The organism is Granulicella mallensis MP5ACTX8 (genome assembly GCF_000178955.2).
In the GTDB taxonomy this organism is placed as follows: domain Bacteria; phylum Acidobacteriota; class Terriglobia; order Terriglobales; family Acidobacteriaceae; genus Granulicella; species Granulicella mallensis.
Genome location: NC_016631.1, coordinates 941,348 through 956,648, shown reverse-complemented (window position 1 = coordinate 956,648; position 15,301 = coordinate 941,348). Strand labels below are relative to the sequence as shown.

Sequence of the window (15,301 nt, the reverse complement as noted above, 5' to 3'; positions counted from 1 at the left end):
TCCCAGAAGAACAATCTATTTCGCACCCGCGCGATGCAACCATCGCAGAACATCCGCACGCACCCGCTCATACTTCGGCTCACCAGCAGCATAGCGCGCCACCGTTCCATGGGCCTTGCTCGTATACCAGTTGAGAGCAAAATCCTTAACGCTCAACCGGCTGCTCTGTTCCGTACCGATACGGACATCTCCCGGCTTAAGCGCCTTCTGGGCAGCCTCGGCGGACTCCAGCGAGATGTACTCCGCAGCCTTGCCATCGGGTGAAAAGTGCTCGAAGTTGTACCGCGTCAGCGAGCGCCCCACCGGCTCGAAGTACTCGCGCACCACCCAGTGCTGCCCCTGCACCGTGAAGCTGTCGATCACATCGCTCTCGCGAGCGGAGATCCCCGGAGCGCCCCGTTCGCGAGCGCCACGCAGCAGCGCGCGTTCGCGGTCGAACTCCTCCCACCGAGCCAGCGCCGCTTCCACGATGACCAGATTTTTGTGCGCATTCCACAGCTCCGGCTGCGCCGAGACGACGCGGCGATACGTCAGTTCGGCAGCCTCATACTCATGCAGCCCAAGCTCCGCATCTCCCAATCCAAGTTGGGCCTCGACGTCATCGTGATGCGTCTGCAAAAACTCCGTAAAAATCTTCTTCGCCTGCACGAACTGCTTCGCCGCCAACGCGCGCTTGCCTTCGACGAGGGCGCTCTGTGCCGGAGCGGCACTCATCTGTGCTGCTCCATGGGTGGGTGCCGCAACCGTTCCCGCCAGCATCATCGCCACCATCAACCGACCAACAACCTGCATGCTTCTCATCCCTCATTTGAATGACTCTGCGCACTGCCACTCGTGAGCCTCGACACCTATGAGTCTATTTCTCTTCCCACCTTGATTGGCTATGCCTGCGGGTACTGCGCAGGGCAAAGCTGCCCAGAACGGCAATCCCCGCCAGAAGCACCACCCAAACCAGCTCGGGATGCCTCTCGATATAAGGCCGTCTGTCCACACGCGCGACAAAACCAGGATTCACCCGTTCCGCACCCAAAGTAGCCACAAGCGGCTTCGCGGCAGGAACAAACCGGCGCGCATAGTCATAGAGCGAGGCATGCAATATCGCATCGCCATACCTCAGGGTATAGGGAGCCTCGCTCGCAGCAGCATCGAAGCAGATCCTGCGTTGCCGCATCTCCAACCGTACAGACCGCAGAGGCAGCGGCTTCTCGCCATCTGCAACTGCGAGTTCCACCATTGCGCTGCTGCGGAGATTCGCTCCCAGCACGGCATCGACGCTCATCTCGCGGCTGTCGATCGGAGCACCGAACTGAGTGCCAGGCAACTTCACCCGGGAGATCTCTCCCTCGATCGTTTCAATCGACTCGCGATCCCTTGCTGCACGCGGCGTTGCCGTAATCCGAACCTCGCGCGCAAAGTTCCTGTCGAAGCCGGGGTCCAGCACGAACGATGCGCGCTCTACCGGGACATGCGCGGGAATAGCGATCTTCGCGAGGGTCTCGTGACCGCGTTGCGAGATCGAATCCGTCTCGGCAACGGTCGTGTAGAGCGTCTGGGCCTCGCGGCTCGGCGGCACGCTCGCCGCCTTCACGATGGCCGGGCCAAAATCAGAACCCCGCGAACCTGGAGCAGGCGTCAGGTGCAGTTCTACGTGCAGCTCCGAAAACGTCGACTCCTGCAGCGGCAAGGTCGTCGAGCGCGACAGATGCTGCGCGCTGAGATCGAACAGCTCAAAGCTGCCCAGCTCTGTCCTCTTCCCAATTCCCTCCGCGCCGGAGACATGTGCCGTAGCAAAAAAGTTCTTCGCCGCAAGATCGAGCACCACAGCCGTATAAGGCCGGGGCGGCATCACGATATCGAAGCTCACCTCGCCCTTGCCACCCGCTACATTTCGCACCTGGGCCGACTCATCCTCCGGGTGCTGCGGCTCACTCTCCGTCAGGGTGAAGGGAGCCTCTACCGTCGAATTCTTCGCATAGAGCCGCAGATCATTCAGCGACTCAGTAGCAGCGTGGGCAAACACCGTGGAATCCAGCGTCACGCAGGCCTGCCCCGAAGCGTCGCCCGGCAGCTCCACCATGCGCTCATAGCGAAGGTGCTGCGGCTCGGCGACCGGGCCAGCGGAGACGCTCGCCATCTGCAAGAGCAGCGTCGCCACCAGCGCGAGGAGTGTCTTCATCGTGGCGACCGCCGCATGTCCTTCATGGCCCTTACTTTATCCTTCTCCGGCAATCCCGTGAAGCGTCTTTCCGGTTCGCGCATCCATACAATAAGAAAAGGAATGAGTAAAAAACAACGATATGAGTGAAGCCCCCCACGACGTTCTCCCCGATGGCCTCGTAGATGTTCTCGTCATCGGCGCCGGTCCTACCGGCCTTGCCTGTGCCATCGCCGCGCAGAACGCCGGTCTGCGCGTTGTTCTCGTAGACAAGGGCTGCCTCACCAACTCGCTCTTCCACTACCCGGCACATATGACCTTTTTCACCACGCCGGAGTTGCTCGAGATCGGCAATATGCCGTTTTCCTCCCCGAACCAGAAGCCTACGCGCTCCGAGGCCCTCGAGTACTATCGCAAGGTCGCCGAGCACTATCGGCTCGACATCCGGCAGTATCAGAACGTCGACCGCATCGGCGGCTCAGACGGCGATTTCACCGTTCACACGACCGACCAGTTCGGCCGCCAGCTCACGCACCGTGCGCGCAAGCTGATCGTGTCCACGGGATACTACGATCTGCCCAACTACCTCGGCATCCCCGGCGAAGACCTGCCCAAGGTAAAGCATTATTACCACGAGCCGCATCCGTTCTTCGCGCAGGACGTCCTGGTCATCGGCGGCAAAAACTCCGCGGCCATCGCAGCACTTGACCTCTGGCGGCATGGCGCTCGCGTCACGCTGGTGCATCGCGGCGCGGAGCTGCATCGCCACATCAAGTACTGGATCAAGCCCGACATCGAGAACCGCATCAAGAACGGCGAGATCACAGCGCACCTCTCATCGACAGTCGGAGAGATCACCGAAGACGCCGTCACACTGCTCACTCCAGGCGGCCCGAAGGTGATTCCCAACCAGTTTGTCTTCGCGCTGACGGGCTATCACCCGGACTTCGGCTTCATCGAATCACTGGGCGTGCGGCTCGATAAATCCAACGCACGCTGCCCTATCTGCGACCCTGCAACGCACGAATCGAATGTGCCCGGAATCTATCTCGCGGGCGTCATCGTTGCGGGCGAACGCACCAACGAAATCTTCATCGAGAACGGCCGCTTTCACGGCGATCTGATTGCAAAAGATCTTGCTGCGAAGATGAATTAGCAGAGCAGCACCCTCGCGGTTCTTACCTGGCGACCCACGCGTAGCCCTGCGTACGCTGCTGCATCACCACGCGATGGTGTCCGGAGTCAGCGATGTAGAGACGATCGCTGCCATCCACGGCTATACCGCGGGGATAATACAGACTCACCATCGTGGCTAACCGGGTTTGCACATAGTGACCGTTGGAGAAGGCCTCCTTGTACACATTGCCGTCTTCGTAACTGACGATGTAGACATTCCCGCTGCCGTCCACGGCAACCCCACGTGGACTGGCCATATCGTCAACCAGCGTGCTCTCCACATAACCTGTGCCCAACACCGACTCCTTCAAGACGCGGTCGTTGTCGGAGTCGGCGATATAGACGTTCCCCTCGCGGTCCACCGCTACACCTTCGGGACCTCTCAGGCCGGAACCGGCTACAACACTCTCGACGTAATTACCCCCTGAGGGTGACTCCTTCGTGACACGATTTCGTCCATAATCCGCGATGTAGACCGAACCGTGGTTATCTACGGCAAGACCATAGGGGCTCTGCACATCGGTCGTAACAACGGTCTGGGTATAGGTGTGGCCGGAAGGCGTCTCCTTCAACACACGATCGTTGCCGTAGTCGGAGATATAGACATCTCCATCGCCATCTACCGCAAGACCATAGGGACGATCCACCTCGCCGCGTTTCGCGCCTTCTGTCAAATGGCCATCGTTGTCCAGGGCAGTGCCAAAGGAGAGGGCCAGGCCAACCACGACATTGCTTTGGATATAACCCTCACCGGAAGGCGTCTCTTTCAACACACGGTTGTGGCGAGAGTCGGCGACATAAACATTCCCATGGCCATCAACAGCTACGCTGTAGGGATAATACAGACCCTTATCGACCACAACGCGCTGTCCCATTCTGTAAGCGATGTAATGAGAGCCTGCAATTAAAAACCAGCCCACACACAGTACCGCCATTCCCAGGATCAGGACAAGGAGAGCACCTCGAAACACTCCCATACGACCAACGGACGAACGATCAACCAGCATAGCCTTGGGACCTCAATCGAGTTGGCGCTAGAGCAAATCTCTTGTAGATTAGCTCAGCACCCGCCGCCGAAAGCCCTTCATCCCCAGCCACGTCAGCAGCACCAGGAAAAAGCACAGCATCAAGAGAATCATCGCCTCAGGCATGTGACCCAGCGTAGGCGTCAACGCCGCGCGCAGACCTTCGCTCATATACACGATCGGGTTGACCAGCACCCCAAGCTGCATCCACCGAATCGGCGCAAGCGCAGCCCACGGATAGTACACACAGCCCAGAAACGTAATCGGCATCACCACCACGCCGAAGATCAGGCCAATCTGTTTCGGCTGCACCGACGTACCGATCGTCAGCCCCAGCGCACCCGCCAGCAAACTCGCCAGCACCAGAACCGCTGCCAGAAAGAACCAGTTCGACACATGCACCATCACAGGAGTACTGGGGATGTAATAGGCCAGCGGAAAGACGCCCGCCGCCGCGATCAGACTCTGCAACGCCGAAAAGATGATCTTCTCCGCTGCCACTGCTGCAATCGGCAAGGGACACATCACGCGGTCGTCGATCTCACGCGTAATGCCGAACTCCTGTGCCAGTGGCAGCGCCACCGCGGCGATCCCGGAGAACATGATCGCCACCGCCATCAGTCCCGGCAGAAGGACCGTGCCAAAACTGCCTCCGGTAGCTCCGGCCATCTGGGCCGTCGGATTCAGCGCCGCCCCGCCGCTCATGTGCGGCATGACGTACGTGAAGATGAACAGAAACAAGAGCGGGTTCATCGCCACACGAACCAGGAAAGGCCCAAGCTCACGCATCAACACACGCAGATCACGCAGCATCAGCCCGCCAAACGCTCGCGTGTAGCTCGTGCGTCTGCTTATGCCTGTCTCACTCATCACTGCAACGCTTGCTGCCATATCGCTCACCCTCAAATCGTTACTCGCGCAGATCGCGTCCGGTCAATCGAATAAATACTGTTTCCAGGCTCGGCTCAGCCGTCGTCACATCGCGCAGCCCGAATTCATTCGCTGTCGTGACAACACTCGCCAGCAGCCCATCCTGCGCCTTCGCGAGCACACGCAGCCCGCTTCCATGATGAATTGGCTCGACACCGTTTACGCCGCTTATCCCCCGCAAGCGCGCTTCCAAATGCCCGCTGCGGTCGCCATCCTGCAGACGCAGCTCATAGATCTTGTCCCCGCCGACACTCGCCTTCAAAGCCGCCGGCGTGTCCTCCACCAGAATCTTTCCATGGTCGATGATCGCGAGCCGGTCGCATAGCTCGTCCGCCTCTTCCATGTAGTGAGTCGTCAGCACAACCGTGATGCCCTCGTCGCGCAGACCGCTCACAGCCTCCCACATGGCGATGCGGCTCTGCGGATCGAGACCCGCGCTGGGCTCGTCGAGAAACAGCACCTTGGGACGATGTGCGATAGCGCGCCCAATCTGCAGACGCTGCGCCAGTCCCCCGCTCAACGCCTGAGGATACGCCTTCGCACGGTCGCTCAGACGAAACTGCTCCAGCAACTGCGCCGTGCGCGCGCGAGCCTCCGCACGCGACATCCCAAAGTAAAGGCAGTGAAAGAAGATGTTCTCTTCCACGGTGCAGGAGCGGTCGAGCGTGTTGTACTGCGGCACCACACCGATCGACCGCCGTGCGACAGCCGCGTTCGCGACAACGTCGATCCCTGCGATCCGCACCGAACCGGCAGTCGGTATCGACCGTGTCGTCGCAATCGAGATGGTCGTGGTCTTCCCCGCGCCATTCGGCCCAAGCAGCCCATAGATCTCGCCAGCAGGCACGCGCAGGTCGATGCCATCCACCGCTGTGACTGGGTTCTTGCCGCTGTAGACCTTACGCAGGCCCTTGATTTCAACGATGGTATCGCTCAAATGTCTCTTCCCCCGCAGCCCGTGATCCAGACCATTATAAGGAGCGCCCGTGAGTTGGGCCGCCGCGCAACCATCACCGTTAGGTACTGTCTGATGAATCAGAGATCCCGCTTCCAGAACGAATCAGGGTCGTCGCACGTATAGTTTTTGTTTTGCGTCTCCCACAAAATCGTCATCCTGAGCGAAGCGTCCCGTCTTTTGGGGACGCGCAGTCGAAGGACCCCGAGGGTTTCCATCTCGCCCATGTCCTTCGCACCTTTTCTACCTCAAGCGCTCGAGCCTGGACTCTCGTGCTGGAAAAGGTCCTAACAGCAAGGGTAAGATCAAGCCTCTCGGGGTCCTTCGACTGCGCACCTCGCAAAAACGCGAGGTGCTTCGCTCAGGATGACGTTCCTGTGGAGGGAACAAAATATGTTGTCCCGACACTACCCAGCCCACGGCTAGCGCGGTTATCGGAGCCACCTCCGGGACAACGTGATTTCCGCGCAGCTATCATGTTCTGGTTATGGTGACTATCCAACAGGACGACCTTATCGAAAGCGTGCGCGGCGCGCTGCAGTACATCAGCTACTACCATCCCGTCGATTACATCGAAAACCTCGCCCGCGCCTACGAGCTGGAGCAGTCCCCCGCCGCCAAGGACGCGATGAAGCAGATCCTCGTCAACTCGCGCATGTGCGCCGAGGGACATCGCCCCATCTGCCAGGACACCGGCATCGTCACCATCTTCATCAAGCTCGGGCTGGAGTGCCACCTCGTCAGCCAGGACGGCGGCCCCGCCACCCTCAGCCTGCAGGAGATGTGCGACGAGGGCGTACGCCGCGCCTGGCTCGATCCTGACAACAAGCTGCGCGGCAGCATTCTCGCCGACCCCGCCTTCAGCCGCAAGAACACCAAAGACAACACCCCCTGCGTCGTCGAAGTATCCCTGGTCAAGGGCAACACGGTAGACGTAACCGTCGCGGCAAAGGGCGGCGGCAGCGAGGCGAAGTCGAAGTTCGTCATGCTGAACCCCTCGGACTCGGTCGCCGATTGGGTTCTCAAGACTGTCCCCACCATGGGCGCGGGCTGGTGCCCTCCCGGAATGCTCGGTATCGGCATCGGAGGTACCGCCGAAAAAGCCATGCTGCTGGCCAAGCAGGCCCTGATGGAAGACATCGACATGCAGGAGCTCAAGCTGCGCGGCCCCCAGACCAACATCGAGAAGCTGCGTGTCGAGATCTACGACAAGGTCAACGCGCTCGGCATTGGAGCGCAGGGCCTCGGCGGACTGACGACCGTGCTCGACGTAAAGATCCTCGATTGGCCCACGCACGCCGCCAACCTGCCGGTCGCGATGATCCCCAACTGCGCCGCTACGCGCCATGCGCATGTCGTGCTCGACGGTACCGGCGCTGTCTCGCTCGATCCCCCATCGCTCGAGAGCTGGCCCAAGCTGACCTATGACGTGCACGGCGCGAAGCGCGTCAACCTCGACACCCTGACACACGAAGAGGTAAAGACCTGGAAGCCGGGCGAGGTGCTGCTGCTCAACGGCAAGCTGCTCACCGGCCGCGACGCCGCCCACAAGCGCATGACCGACATGCTCAACCGCGGCGAAAAACTGCCGGTCGACTTCCGCAACCGCTTCATCTACTACGTCGGCCCGGTCGATGCGGTACGCGACGAGGTCGTCGGCCCCGCCGGCCCGACCACAGCAACCCGCATGGACAAGTTCACCCGCCAGATGCTCGAACAGACCGGACTGCTGGGCATGATCGGCAAGGCGGAGCGTGGCGCCGCGGCCATCGACGCCATCCGTGACAATGAGGCAGCCTACCTCATCGCCATCGGCGGAGCGGCCTACCTGGTCTCAAAGGCCATCAAGCACTCCCGTCTGATCGCCTTCGAGGACCTGGGCATGGAAGCGATCCACGAGTTCGAAGTCGTCGACATGCCGGTGACCGTAGCGGTCGACACCAAAGGCTCCAGCGTCCACATCACCGGCCCCGCAGAGTGGAAGGAACGCATCGCGCAAAGCATGGCCGTAGGCGGCGTGCCGATTCTCGGGCAGTAGCCGGTCATTTTTGCTTTTGTTGTTGCAGGTCGTCTTTGCCTTTGTTGCTGTTGCCTTTGCTTTTCTGGTTGTCATTCCCGCAGGGAATCTGCTGTCTGTCGCCACAGCACCGTTGCCATGAGCCACAGACAGCAACGGAGTCCCGATTGGGGCAAATCATGCCACCGAACCCAACCCCGCAGGGGCGGCCTCATCATAGCCCAGGGTGAAACCCTGGGTTCCGTAGCGAAGAGAAAGAATAAAGCCCTGAAAGGGCGACCTATCGATGTCCAACGAGATAGATCGCCCTTTCAGGGCTACCCCTCTTTATGGGGCATTGTTACCCAGGGTTTCACCCTGGGCTGTGATAGCGTCGCCCCTGCGGGGCTTAGCTTTGTGCCAAGCCTCCAGGGCACATGCCATCCAGCTGCGCTCTTCGCGCGATTGAATAACACTCCCATAAAACTTCACCCTTCCCAATCACCCATACAACCCCCACGCAAACCCCTTTGGTTGCCTGATTTAGACATTTATTTTGCGGATACCTTTTGTCCTATGTGGGGCATCCGACCTTGTTGTAGCGATTTATCGCCAAGAGCCGTTGCATCTTTAGCAACGGCCAGTCAGCAAGGAGAACGGGACAATGCTCAGCACGTGGAAGCAAACTACAACTGCAGCTTCATTCGCAGCGATTCTTGGAATCGTGTGCCTTAGTGCGACGGGCCAGGAACCCAATCCAACCACCGTCGCTCCAGGAGCCCGCACGGGCCAGGTAACGGCACAGGGTCCGGACGGCACATACGTCTATCGCATCAAGGTCGTGGAACATGATCTTGATGCCGTGAACTACTTCCATCGCAGCGGCTCAACGCACATCAACTTTACAGGCACGAACCTTCTCCCCGGAGCCAAAGGCGAAGCCAAGGTAGTCAGTGAACGCGGCGGTCTGCACATCTCCGCGGAGTTCAAAGGACTCACTCCGGCCAACGGATTCGGGCCTGAGTACATGACCTACGTCCTCTGGGCGATCTCCGCCGACGGCCGTCCCCAGAACCTCGGAGAAGTCCTTCCCGCAGGCACAAAGAACAACATCGAGGTAACGACGTCACTCCAGTCGTTCGGCCTGATCGTCACGGCTGAGCCGTACTTCTCGGTCTCCATGCCCAGCGATGTCATCGTGCTGCAGAACGTCTTCAGCGATAAAACGCAGGGCGTGCTGGAACACGTGAACGTGCATTACTCCCTGCTGCCCCGCGGCCTCTACGCCGACACCGGCGGATCGAAGTCGGAGCTGAATCCCATCACGCGCAACGAGCACAGCCCGCTCGAGCTGTATGAAGCGCACAACGCCGCGCGCATTGCCCGTATGAACCACGCGGACAAGTACGCTCCCGACATCATGCAGGACGTTGCAACCGACCTGCAGAACGCGGACACAATGGACAGCTCCAAGCATCGCGATCAGAAGATGGAGATCACCTACGCTCGTGAAGCCGTCCAGAAGGCCGAGGATGCCCGCATCTCATCTCTGCGCAAGCAGGCTTCCGAACGCCAGCAGCAGGAGCGCGCAGACAAGGAACAGGCCCAGGCTGACGCCGCGCAATCGCAGATTGCAGCCGCCAACGCCAACGCCCAGGCCGAAGCAGCCGCTGCTGCAAAGGCTCGCGCTGAGGCCGATGCGGCCAACGCTCGTGCTCAGGCGGCAGAGTCGCAGCACAATGCCCAGAAGAGCGAAGCGGACGCCTCAGCTGTGCGCGAGAAACTGCGCGCACAGTTGAACTCGGTCCTCGCCACCAGTGAGAGCGCACGCGGCCTGATCGTCAACATGAGCGATGTGCTCTTTGACACCGCGAAGTTCACCCTGAAGCCCGACACCAAGGTAAGCCTCGCAAAGGTAGCGACGATCCTGCAGCTCTATCCTGGGCTGAAGGTACAGGTCGAGGGCTACACGGACTCGGTCGGCGGCGATGAGTACAACCAGAAGCTGAGCGAGAACCGCGCGAACGCAGTGCACGACTTCCTGGTGCAGAACGGCGTTCCTGCGGCAAACGTAACCGCTGCCGGCTACGGCAAAAACAAGCCTGTAGCGGATAACGGCACAGCCGCTGGCCGCGCACAGAACCGCCGCGTAAACCTGGTCGTCTCAGGCGATGCGATCGGCGTACAAACCACCAACCCCGAATAAGCGAACCACCGCTTGAAGCACCACGAAAGCCGCGATTCAGATCGCGGCCTTCGTGCGTTAAGCAGCAGTTGGCTGAAATAACTCTGTTTCGTTAAGAGCATGCCCTTCACAGGCTGCAAGAGCACGCCTTCACAGGCTGCGAAAAAAGGCTTCATTTGATCTTTAGGGCCAACGGCCCGTTTCATCCCAGCCTGGGGCAAAGCGAACCCGGGTCAACACGCGACAGCGTGGTAGCTCCGGGAGCGACGCCCCAGGTTAGTGCAGGAGAAGAAAGCAGAGGGCTGTAAGCCCGATTTATCGTGCCCTGCATGGAAGATGAGTCGGGCTTACAGCCCTCTGCTTTCGAGTTGATCCTGTACCTGGGGCTACGCTTGCAGCGAGCAAAAACCGCTCGCTGCTGCGCTCCACCCCAGGCTGGGATGAAACGGGCCCTTGGCCCTAAAGATCAAGACTTCCCCCTTCAAACCCGGCTCCGCCTAAGACGCAAAGAGCAGCACACCTACGTTGCCCTCTTCCCCATGGAACCTGCCTCCCTCTGCCCACGTACTGCACTCATCTCGATCTCAAAGAGGCATTCCTCATGAACACACCCATCGTCCTGCGCGGTCTGGCTCTCATTCTCTGCATCATGCCGTTCACCCGCAGCTTTGCTCAATCAACGCCAGAATCAGGCCAGACGCTATTCCAGACAATCTCCGCGCAAGACAGTGTGTTGTTTAACGCCGTAAACGCCTGCGATCTCCCCACGGTAGAAAGCAAATTTGCCGAAAACCTGGAGTTTTATCACGACAAGAACGATCCGCAGTACGGACGCAAGACAGTCGTCGACGGCATCAAGAACAATCTCTGTGGCAAGATCCAACGGGAGCTGGTACCCGGCTCGCTTGAGGTCTATCCGATTCAAGGCTACGGAGCCGTCGAAATTGGAGTTCATCGCTTCCACCACATCGGCGTCCAGGACCGTGATGTCGTCGGAGAGGCCAAGTTCATTCATCTTTGGCGCCTCAAAGACGGGGTATGGCAGATAACGCGTGTCATCAGCTACGACCACGGGAGCGCAAAATAAACTCCAGCCCCTAAGGGGCGCCCCATACCGGACTGGGGTGCAAAGCCCTGGGTCGTGAGTGCTATAGGCTGCAGAGCGCTGTAGGAGCGATCTGCTGAACTTTGGCATTACAACTCGAAGGACTCAGCCATTCTGGTGCTAAACCGGGTTGGTACGGATACACGCAGAACCTCGCCCGCCCCGCAGCGTGGGCTCCTGTGCTATGTACACTGGGCTTCATCCTTCTGTTGATTGCTATTGGACTTCAACCTAAATGACAATCGTGGATCTCCAGAGATTAGAGCTACTTCCATGCATTACGTGTAATCGTCTAGAAGAGAAAAGGATCACATCATGAAGGTAGTCTGCCTGCTTTTGCTATTCACCTCGATCACAAACGTCGGCCACGCTCAAGCCACTGCGCCAACGCCCACAAGCAGTAGCCAGGAAGTTGAAACATCCGCCTGGATGGATGCTATCGGCCATCGTCACCAACAACTCATCGATCTCAATGGTCCTGGTATAGATTCTTCTCTGCGTGCTCAATTGCTGGACATGGGGGACGCCGATCAAAAAATCCGGACGGAAGTCGTCCAGGCAGCAAAAGTCGCGGGCAAACAACCCGATGTGACACAACTTCATGCTACCGATGTAAAGCTGACATCTGAGCTGAAGGAGATTGTCGCCCGCGCCGGTTGGCCTACCATTCATCTTGTAGGCTTCGATGCTTCGCATGCAGCCATGCTAATTCTGACCCACTCAGAAGATCGCGCATGGCAACTTCAGATGCTCCCCTCACTCGAAAAACTTGCCTCTGCGAGCAAGATCGACAACTCACAGCTGGCGCTACTGATCGATAAGGAACTTGTCGCATCCGGCAAGCTGCAAATGTATGGAACTCAGTTTAAGTTCACTCCTGGGCATATAGCGATGTATGCGGTAGAACAGCCTGCAACGCTGGACGCACGACGCACTGATTCAATGCTTCCCCCCATAGAGGTATATAAACAGATGCTCTACGCGGCATACAACATCCCAGTCAGCAACGAAACTATCCCTCCCAACAGCTCCAATGCTTCATCGGACGTATCCCCGAAATGACGGTCCGGCAGGAAACGCTGAAGACCGGACAACGAAATTGTCCAGTCTCCCCCTTCCATAGTCCGCTGCTACTCATAACAAGAAGCACTTATACTGACATTTCTAATGGGCTGACCACCAGGTCATCTTTAAGGAGCAGCAACAGACCACGGAGCACGAAGTAAATATCCGCAAAATCGTACAAACTAATAAAGACACACAGACCGCGAATCCTTCGGTCTGCATCCATCCGATGAACAAGCCTGGGAGGTTCGTTTGGGCATTTCGCTAAAAAACAAGGTAGTCCTGATCACTGGCGCAAGCGCCGGTATCGGCGCGGCAACGGCCATGGAGTTTGCAAAACTTGGAGCGCGGCTTCTGCTCTGCGCTCGCCGGCGCGACCTGCTGCACACGATGGAACCCAGCCTACTCGCGGCGGGCGCGGCCTCTGTCTTCAGCTTTGAGCTCGACGTCCAGAGCCGCAACGCCGTGGAGATGGCCTTCCAGACCCTGCCCGATTCCTGGAGCGAGATCGACATCCTGGTCAACAACGCCGGCCTCAGCCGTGGGCTGAACAAGCTCTACGAGGACGACATTCAGAACTGGGAGGAGATGATCGACACCAACGTCAAGGGGCTGCTCTACGTGACCCGCATCGTCGTTCCCGGCATGGTCCAGCGCGGCAGCGGACACGTCATCAACCTCGGGTCGATCGCCGGGCATATGGCCTATCCTAACGGCGGCGTGTACTGCGCGACGAAAGCCGCGGAACGCTTCATCAGCGATGGCCTGCGCCTCGACCTGAACGGAACGCCGGTACGCGTGACGTCCATCGATCCTGGCATGGTGGAGACGGACTTCAGCAAGGTGCGTTTCCGCGGAGATGAAGAGCGGGCGGCAAAGACCTATCAGAACATCGATCCGCTCCAGCCGGAAGACATCGCCGACGCGATCGCGTGGGCCGCAACCCGGCCAGCCCATGTAGGTATCCAGACGGTTGTGCTGACATGCGTCTCCCAGGCCAACCCATTCGTTCTCACACGGAAGAGCTAAGCCAGCCGTGCTTTGAAAGGGGCAGGGTTTTGAAACGGTAGGGTTTTGAAACGGGGGGCTTTGAAAGGGCGGGCTTCAGCCCCGCCGCTAGAAGTCGCTGCATGCAGTGGCTTTAGCCGCCGAGGGAATGCTTCCGGAGCGAGCCCAAACTCTACCGTATGCAAGAATCTTGCCCGGCACCTACGAATCACATATTTCCCACAGAATCGTCATCCTGAGCGAAGCGCCTCGCGCTTTTTGCGAGGTGCGCAGTCGAAGGACCCCGAGGGACTTCATCTCCCCATGATGCTGGGATCGTTTCCAGCACGAAAATCCAGGCTCAGGCGCTTGAGGTAGAAAAGGTGCGAAGGACATGGGCAGGGCTGCAAGCTTCGGGGTGCTTCGACTCCGCGTCCCCAAGGACCGGGACGCTTCGCTCAGGGTGACGCTTCTGCGGGCAGACGTAAAACAAAAAACTGAAGCCACACCCTAAAGCTTAATCGACCAGCCCAACTGCTCCAACTCGCGCTCGATCGTCGCCAGTGCAAGCTCCAACGCACTGCGACGATGCGGGCTCGATGTGCGCTCCGAAAGAACCCGCTCGCGCGTCATCTCCAGGGCCTGGATACGGCGCTTGCGATCCGCTTCGGCAGCCTTGACCGCAGGGTCATCCTCTGGGCGGGCGGCCTTGGGCATCACAGCCTCCGCCTGCTGTTCTTCGACACTCTTCGATTCCCAGCCTTTAGACATAAATCTATTTTACGCTGCGAACTTACCAGAACCGAAATTCGCCGGTTTCCCTACCGGCGTCCAAAGCGATAAACAACTCCGGCATTGAACCCGAAATTGTTCTGGATTTTGCCAGAACTCTTATTGGTTGTTACGTCCAGAGAAGAAAAGTCAGTCAGAACATAGGTAGGCGTCACACGGACAGCAATATTCGGATAGACGTTGTAATCCGCATTGAGGCCGATCGAGAAAGCAGGCTTGAATCCGTCCTGCCAGAAGCCGACCTGGGGACCGGTGAAGCCCTTGGCACCACCGCCGAAGATACCCCAGCCCACGCCGCCGAGTCCCTCCACGCTAAGAGCGTACTTCTCCTGGGCATAGAAGCGGTAGCTTCCGCCTCCCATGAAGGTGTACTCGTTGATCTGAGGATTGTGAACTGCGAGATTGATATTGTTGTTGAAATCGAGCGGTTTCGCATTGCCGAAGGAGCCGCGGGCGTCGCCCACGATAGCGAACTTGGGGTTCAGATAGTAGTTGGCCGCCGTTGCCCAGCTTACTTCGTTGAGCTTCTTGGTCAGGTCGCCGCTGCTGAAGCGCAGGTAGCCGCCGCCACCGAAGACCTCCCAGCGATGCGAGTACGTGTAATCGATGGTGCGCTGGATGCGGGCCTGACGGCTGGCATTCGTCTCGCGGCGAGCGTGACGTTGCTGCTGTTGCTTATTCGTTTGGGCATTCGCCGTAGTCAAAACTCCGGAGAACAACCCGGCTGCCAACCCCATCACCATCAAACGCACTACAGACTTCCGCACATCACACATCGATCTCAAACTCCTGGAAACACTCACAGGCTAGGAAAGCCCGCATCCCTTCATTAGAACATCTCTGGAGGGCAGAGAGGGCGTCCATTCGCAGGATTGGTTCACGTAGGGAATCCCTTGGAGCACAAAGGCATGAAAGCCCCAAATGGAGGGT

13 protein-coding genes are annotated in these 15,301 nt (G+C 58.9%); 6 read left to right on the top strand and 7 right to left on the bottom strand.

The annotated features are described in order from the left end of the window. Positions 1–15: 15 nt before the first annotated feature. Together ACIX8_RS04145 and ACIX8_RS04140 are read right to left on the bottom strand one after the other, a co-directional pair. A complete protein-coding gene (locus ACIX8_RS04145) occupies positions 16–792 on the bottom strand; it encodes a tetratricopeptide repeat protein (RefSeq protein ID WP_014264065.1) in 777 nt (258 codons plus the stop codon). 64 nt (positions 793–856) lie between these two features. Next, positions 857–2,176: a hypothetical protein gene (locus ACIX8_RS04140; protein ID WP_014264064.1), complete on the bottom strand. Its 1,320-nt coding sequence runs from the start codon at positions 2,174–2,176 to the stop codon at positions 857–859. 121 nt (positions 2,177–2,297) lie between these two features. Between ACIX8_RS04140 and ACIX8_RS04135 the strand changes: the two genes are divergently transcribed. Beyond that, positions 2,298–3,311 carry a YpdA family putative bacillithiol disulfide reductase gene (locus ACIX8_RS04135; protein ID WP_014264063.1) on the top strand — a complete coding sequence of 338 codons (1,014 nt, stop codon included), beginning with the start codon at positions 2,298–2,300 and terminating at the stop codon, positions 3,309–3,311. A 22-nt stretch (positions 3,312–3,333) separates the two neighbouring features. Here ACIX8_RS04135 and ACIX8_RS04130 read toward each other — a convergent pair whose 3' ends face one another. Genes ACIX8_RS04130 through ACIX8_RS04120 form a run of 3 tightly spaced genes read right to left on the bottom strand, consistent with a single transcriptional unit; the run spans position 3,334 to position 6,223 of the window. Then, on the bottom strand, positions 3,334–4,338 hold the full coding sequence (locus tag ACIX8_RS04130) for an NHL repeat-containing protein (protein ID WP_014264062.1): 1,005 nt from the start codon (positions 4,336–4,338) through the stop codon (positions 3,334–3,336). A 48-nt stretch (positions 4,339–4,386) separates the two neighbouring features. After that, complete coding sequence (locus tag ACIX8_RS04125; protein ID WP_014264061.1) at positions 4,387–5,247, bottom strand: ABC transporter permease; 861 nt, start codon at positions 5,245–5,247, stop codon at positions 4,387–4,389. Between the two features lie 19 nt (positions 5,248–5,266). Further along, the gene (locus ACIX8_RS04120; RefSeq protein ID WP_014264060.1) at positions 5,267–6,223 is read right to left on the bottom strand and encodes an ABC transporter ATP-binding protein; all 957 of its coding nucleotides are present in this window, start codon (positions 6,221–6,223) and stop codon (positions 5,267–5,269) included. Positions 6,224–6,728: 505 nt separating this feature from the next. Between ACIX8_RS04120 and ACIX8_RS04115 the strand changes: the two genes are divergently transcribed. The 5 genes from ACIX8_RS04115 to ACIX8_RS04090 all read left to right on the top strand — a co-directional run bounded on the left by ACIX8_RS04115 (position 6,729) and on the right by ACIX8_RS04090 (position 13,621). Continuing rightward, positions 6,729–8,279: a fumarate hydratase gene (locus ACIX8_RS04115; protein ID WP_014264058.1), complete on the top strand. Its 1,551-nt coding sequence runs from the start codon at positions 6,729–6,731 to the stop codon at positions 8,277–8,279. A 622-nt stretch (positions 8,280–8,901) separates the two neighbouring features. Next, positions 8,902–10,443 carry an OmpA family protein gene (locus ACIX8_RS04110; RefSeq protein ID WP_014264057.1) on the top strand — a complete coding sequence of 514 codons (1,542 nt, stop codon included), beginning with the start codon at positions 8,902–8,904 and terminating at the stop codon, positions 10,441–10,443. Positions 10,444–11,023: 580 nt separating this feature from the next. Beyond that, a complete protein-coding gene (locus ACIX8_RS04100) occupies positions 11,024–11,509 on the top strand; it encodes a nuclear transport factor 2 family protein (protein ID WP_014264056.1) in 486 nt (161 codons plus the stop codon). A 333-nt stretch (positions 11,510–11,842) separates the two neighbouring features. Next, positions 11,843–12,589 carry a DUF6624 domain-containing protein gene (locus tag ACIX8_RS04095; protein WP_014264055.1) on the top strand — a complete coding sequence of 249 codons (747 nt, stop codon included), beginning with the start codon at positions 11,843–11,845 and terminating at the stop codon, positions 12,587–12,589. A gap of 255 nt (positions 12,590–12,844) precedes the next feature. Continuing rightward, positions 12,845–13,621, top strand: a complete 777-nt coding sequence (locus ACIX8_RS04090) for an SDR family NAD(P)-dependent oxidoreductase (RefSeq protein ID WP_014264054.1) — start codon at positions 12,845–12,847, stop codon at positions 13,619–13,621. Positions 13,622–14,089: 468 nt separating this feature from the next. Here the strand turns inward: ACIX8_RS04090 and ACIX8_RS04085 are convergent, their stop codons facing one another. After that, the gene (locus tag ACIX8_RS04085) at positions 14,090–14,350 is read right to left on the bottom strand and encodes a hypothetical protein (protein WP_223295460.1); all 261 of its coding nucleotides are present in this window, start codon (positions 14,348–14,350) and stop codon (positions 14,090–14,092) included. A gap of 50 nt (positions 14,351–14,400) precedes the next feature. Further along, a complete protein-coding gene (locus ACIX8_RS04080) occupies positions 14,401–15,147 on the bottom strand; it encodes a hypothetical protein (protein WP_014264052.1) in 747 nt (248 codons plus the stop codon). Positions 15,148–15,301: the final 154 nt, after the last annotated feature.

Excerpts from the sequence above, each read along its gene's own strand:
- ACIX8_RS04145 (WP_014264065.1), bottom strand. The coding sequence starts at position 792 with ATGCAGGTTGTTGGTCGGTTGATGGTGGCGATGATGCTGGCGGGAACG.
- ACIX8_RS04140 (WP_014264064.1), bottom strand. The coding sequence starts at position 2,176 with ATGAAGACACTCCTCGCGCTGGTGGCGACGCTGCTCTTGCAGATGGCG.
- ACIX8_RS04135 (WP_014264063.1), top strand. The coding sequence starts at position 2,298 with ATGAGTGAAGCCCCCCACGACGTTCTCCCCGATGGCCTCGTAGATGTT.
- ACIX8_RS04130 (WP_014264062.1), bottom strand. The coding sequence starts at position 4,338 with ATGCTGGTTGATCGTTCGTCCGTTGGTCGTATGGGAGTGTTTCGAGGT.
- ACIX8_RS04125 (WP_014264061.1), bottom strand. The coding sequence starts at position 5,247 with ATGGCAGCAAGCGTTGCAGTGATGAGTGAGACAGGCATAAGCAGACGC.
- ACIX8_RS04115 (WP_014264058.1), top strand. The coding sequence starts at position 6,729 with ATGGTGACTATCCAACAGGACGACCTTATCGAAAGCGTGCGCGGCGCG.
- ACIX8_RS04110 (WP_014264057.1), top strand. The coding sequence starts at position 8,902 with ATGCTCAGCACGTGGAAGCAAACTACAACTGCAGCTTCATTCGCAGCG.
- ACIX8_RS04100 (WP_014264056.1), top strand. The coding sequence starts at position 11,024 with ATGAACACACCCATCGTCCTGCGCGGTCTGGCTCTCATTCTCTGCATC.
- ACIX8_RS04095 (WP_014264055.1), top strand. The coding sequence starts at position 11,843 with ATGAAGGTAGTCTGCCTGCTTTTGCTATTCACCTCGATCACAAACGTC.
- ACIX8_RS04085 (WP_223295460.1), bottom strand. The coding sequence starts at position 14,350 with ATGTCTAAAGGCTGGGAATCGAAGAGTGTCGAAGAACAGCAGGCGGAG.
- ACIX8_RS04080 (WP_014264052.1), bottom strand. The coding sequence starts at position 15,147 with ATGTGTGATGTGCGGAAGTCTGTAGTGCGTTTGATGGTGATGGGGTTG.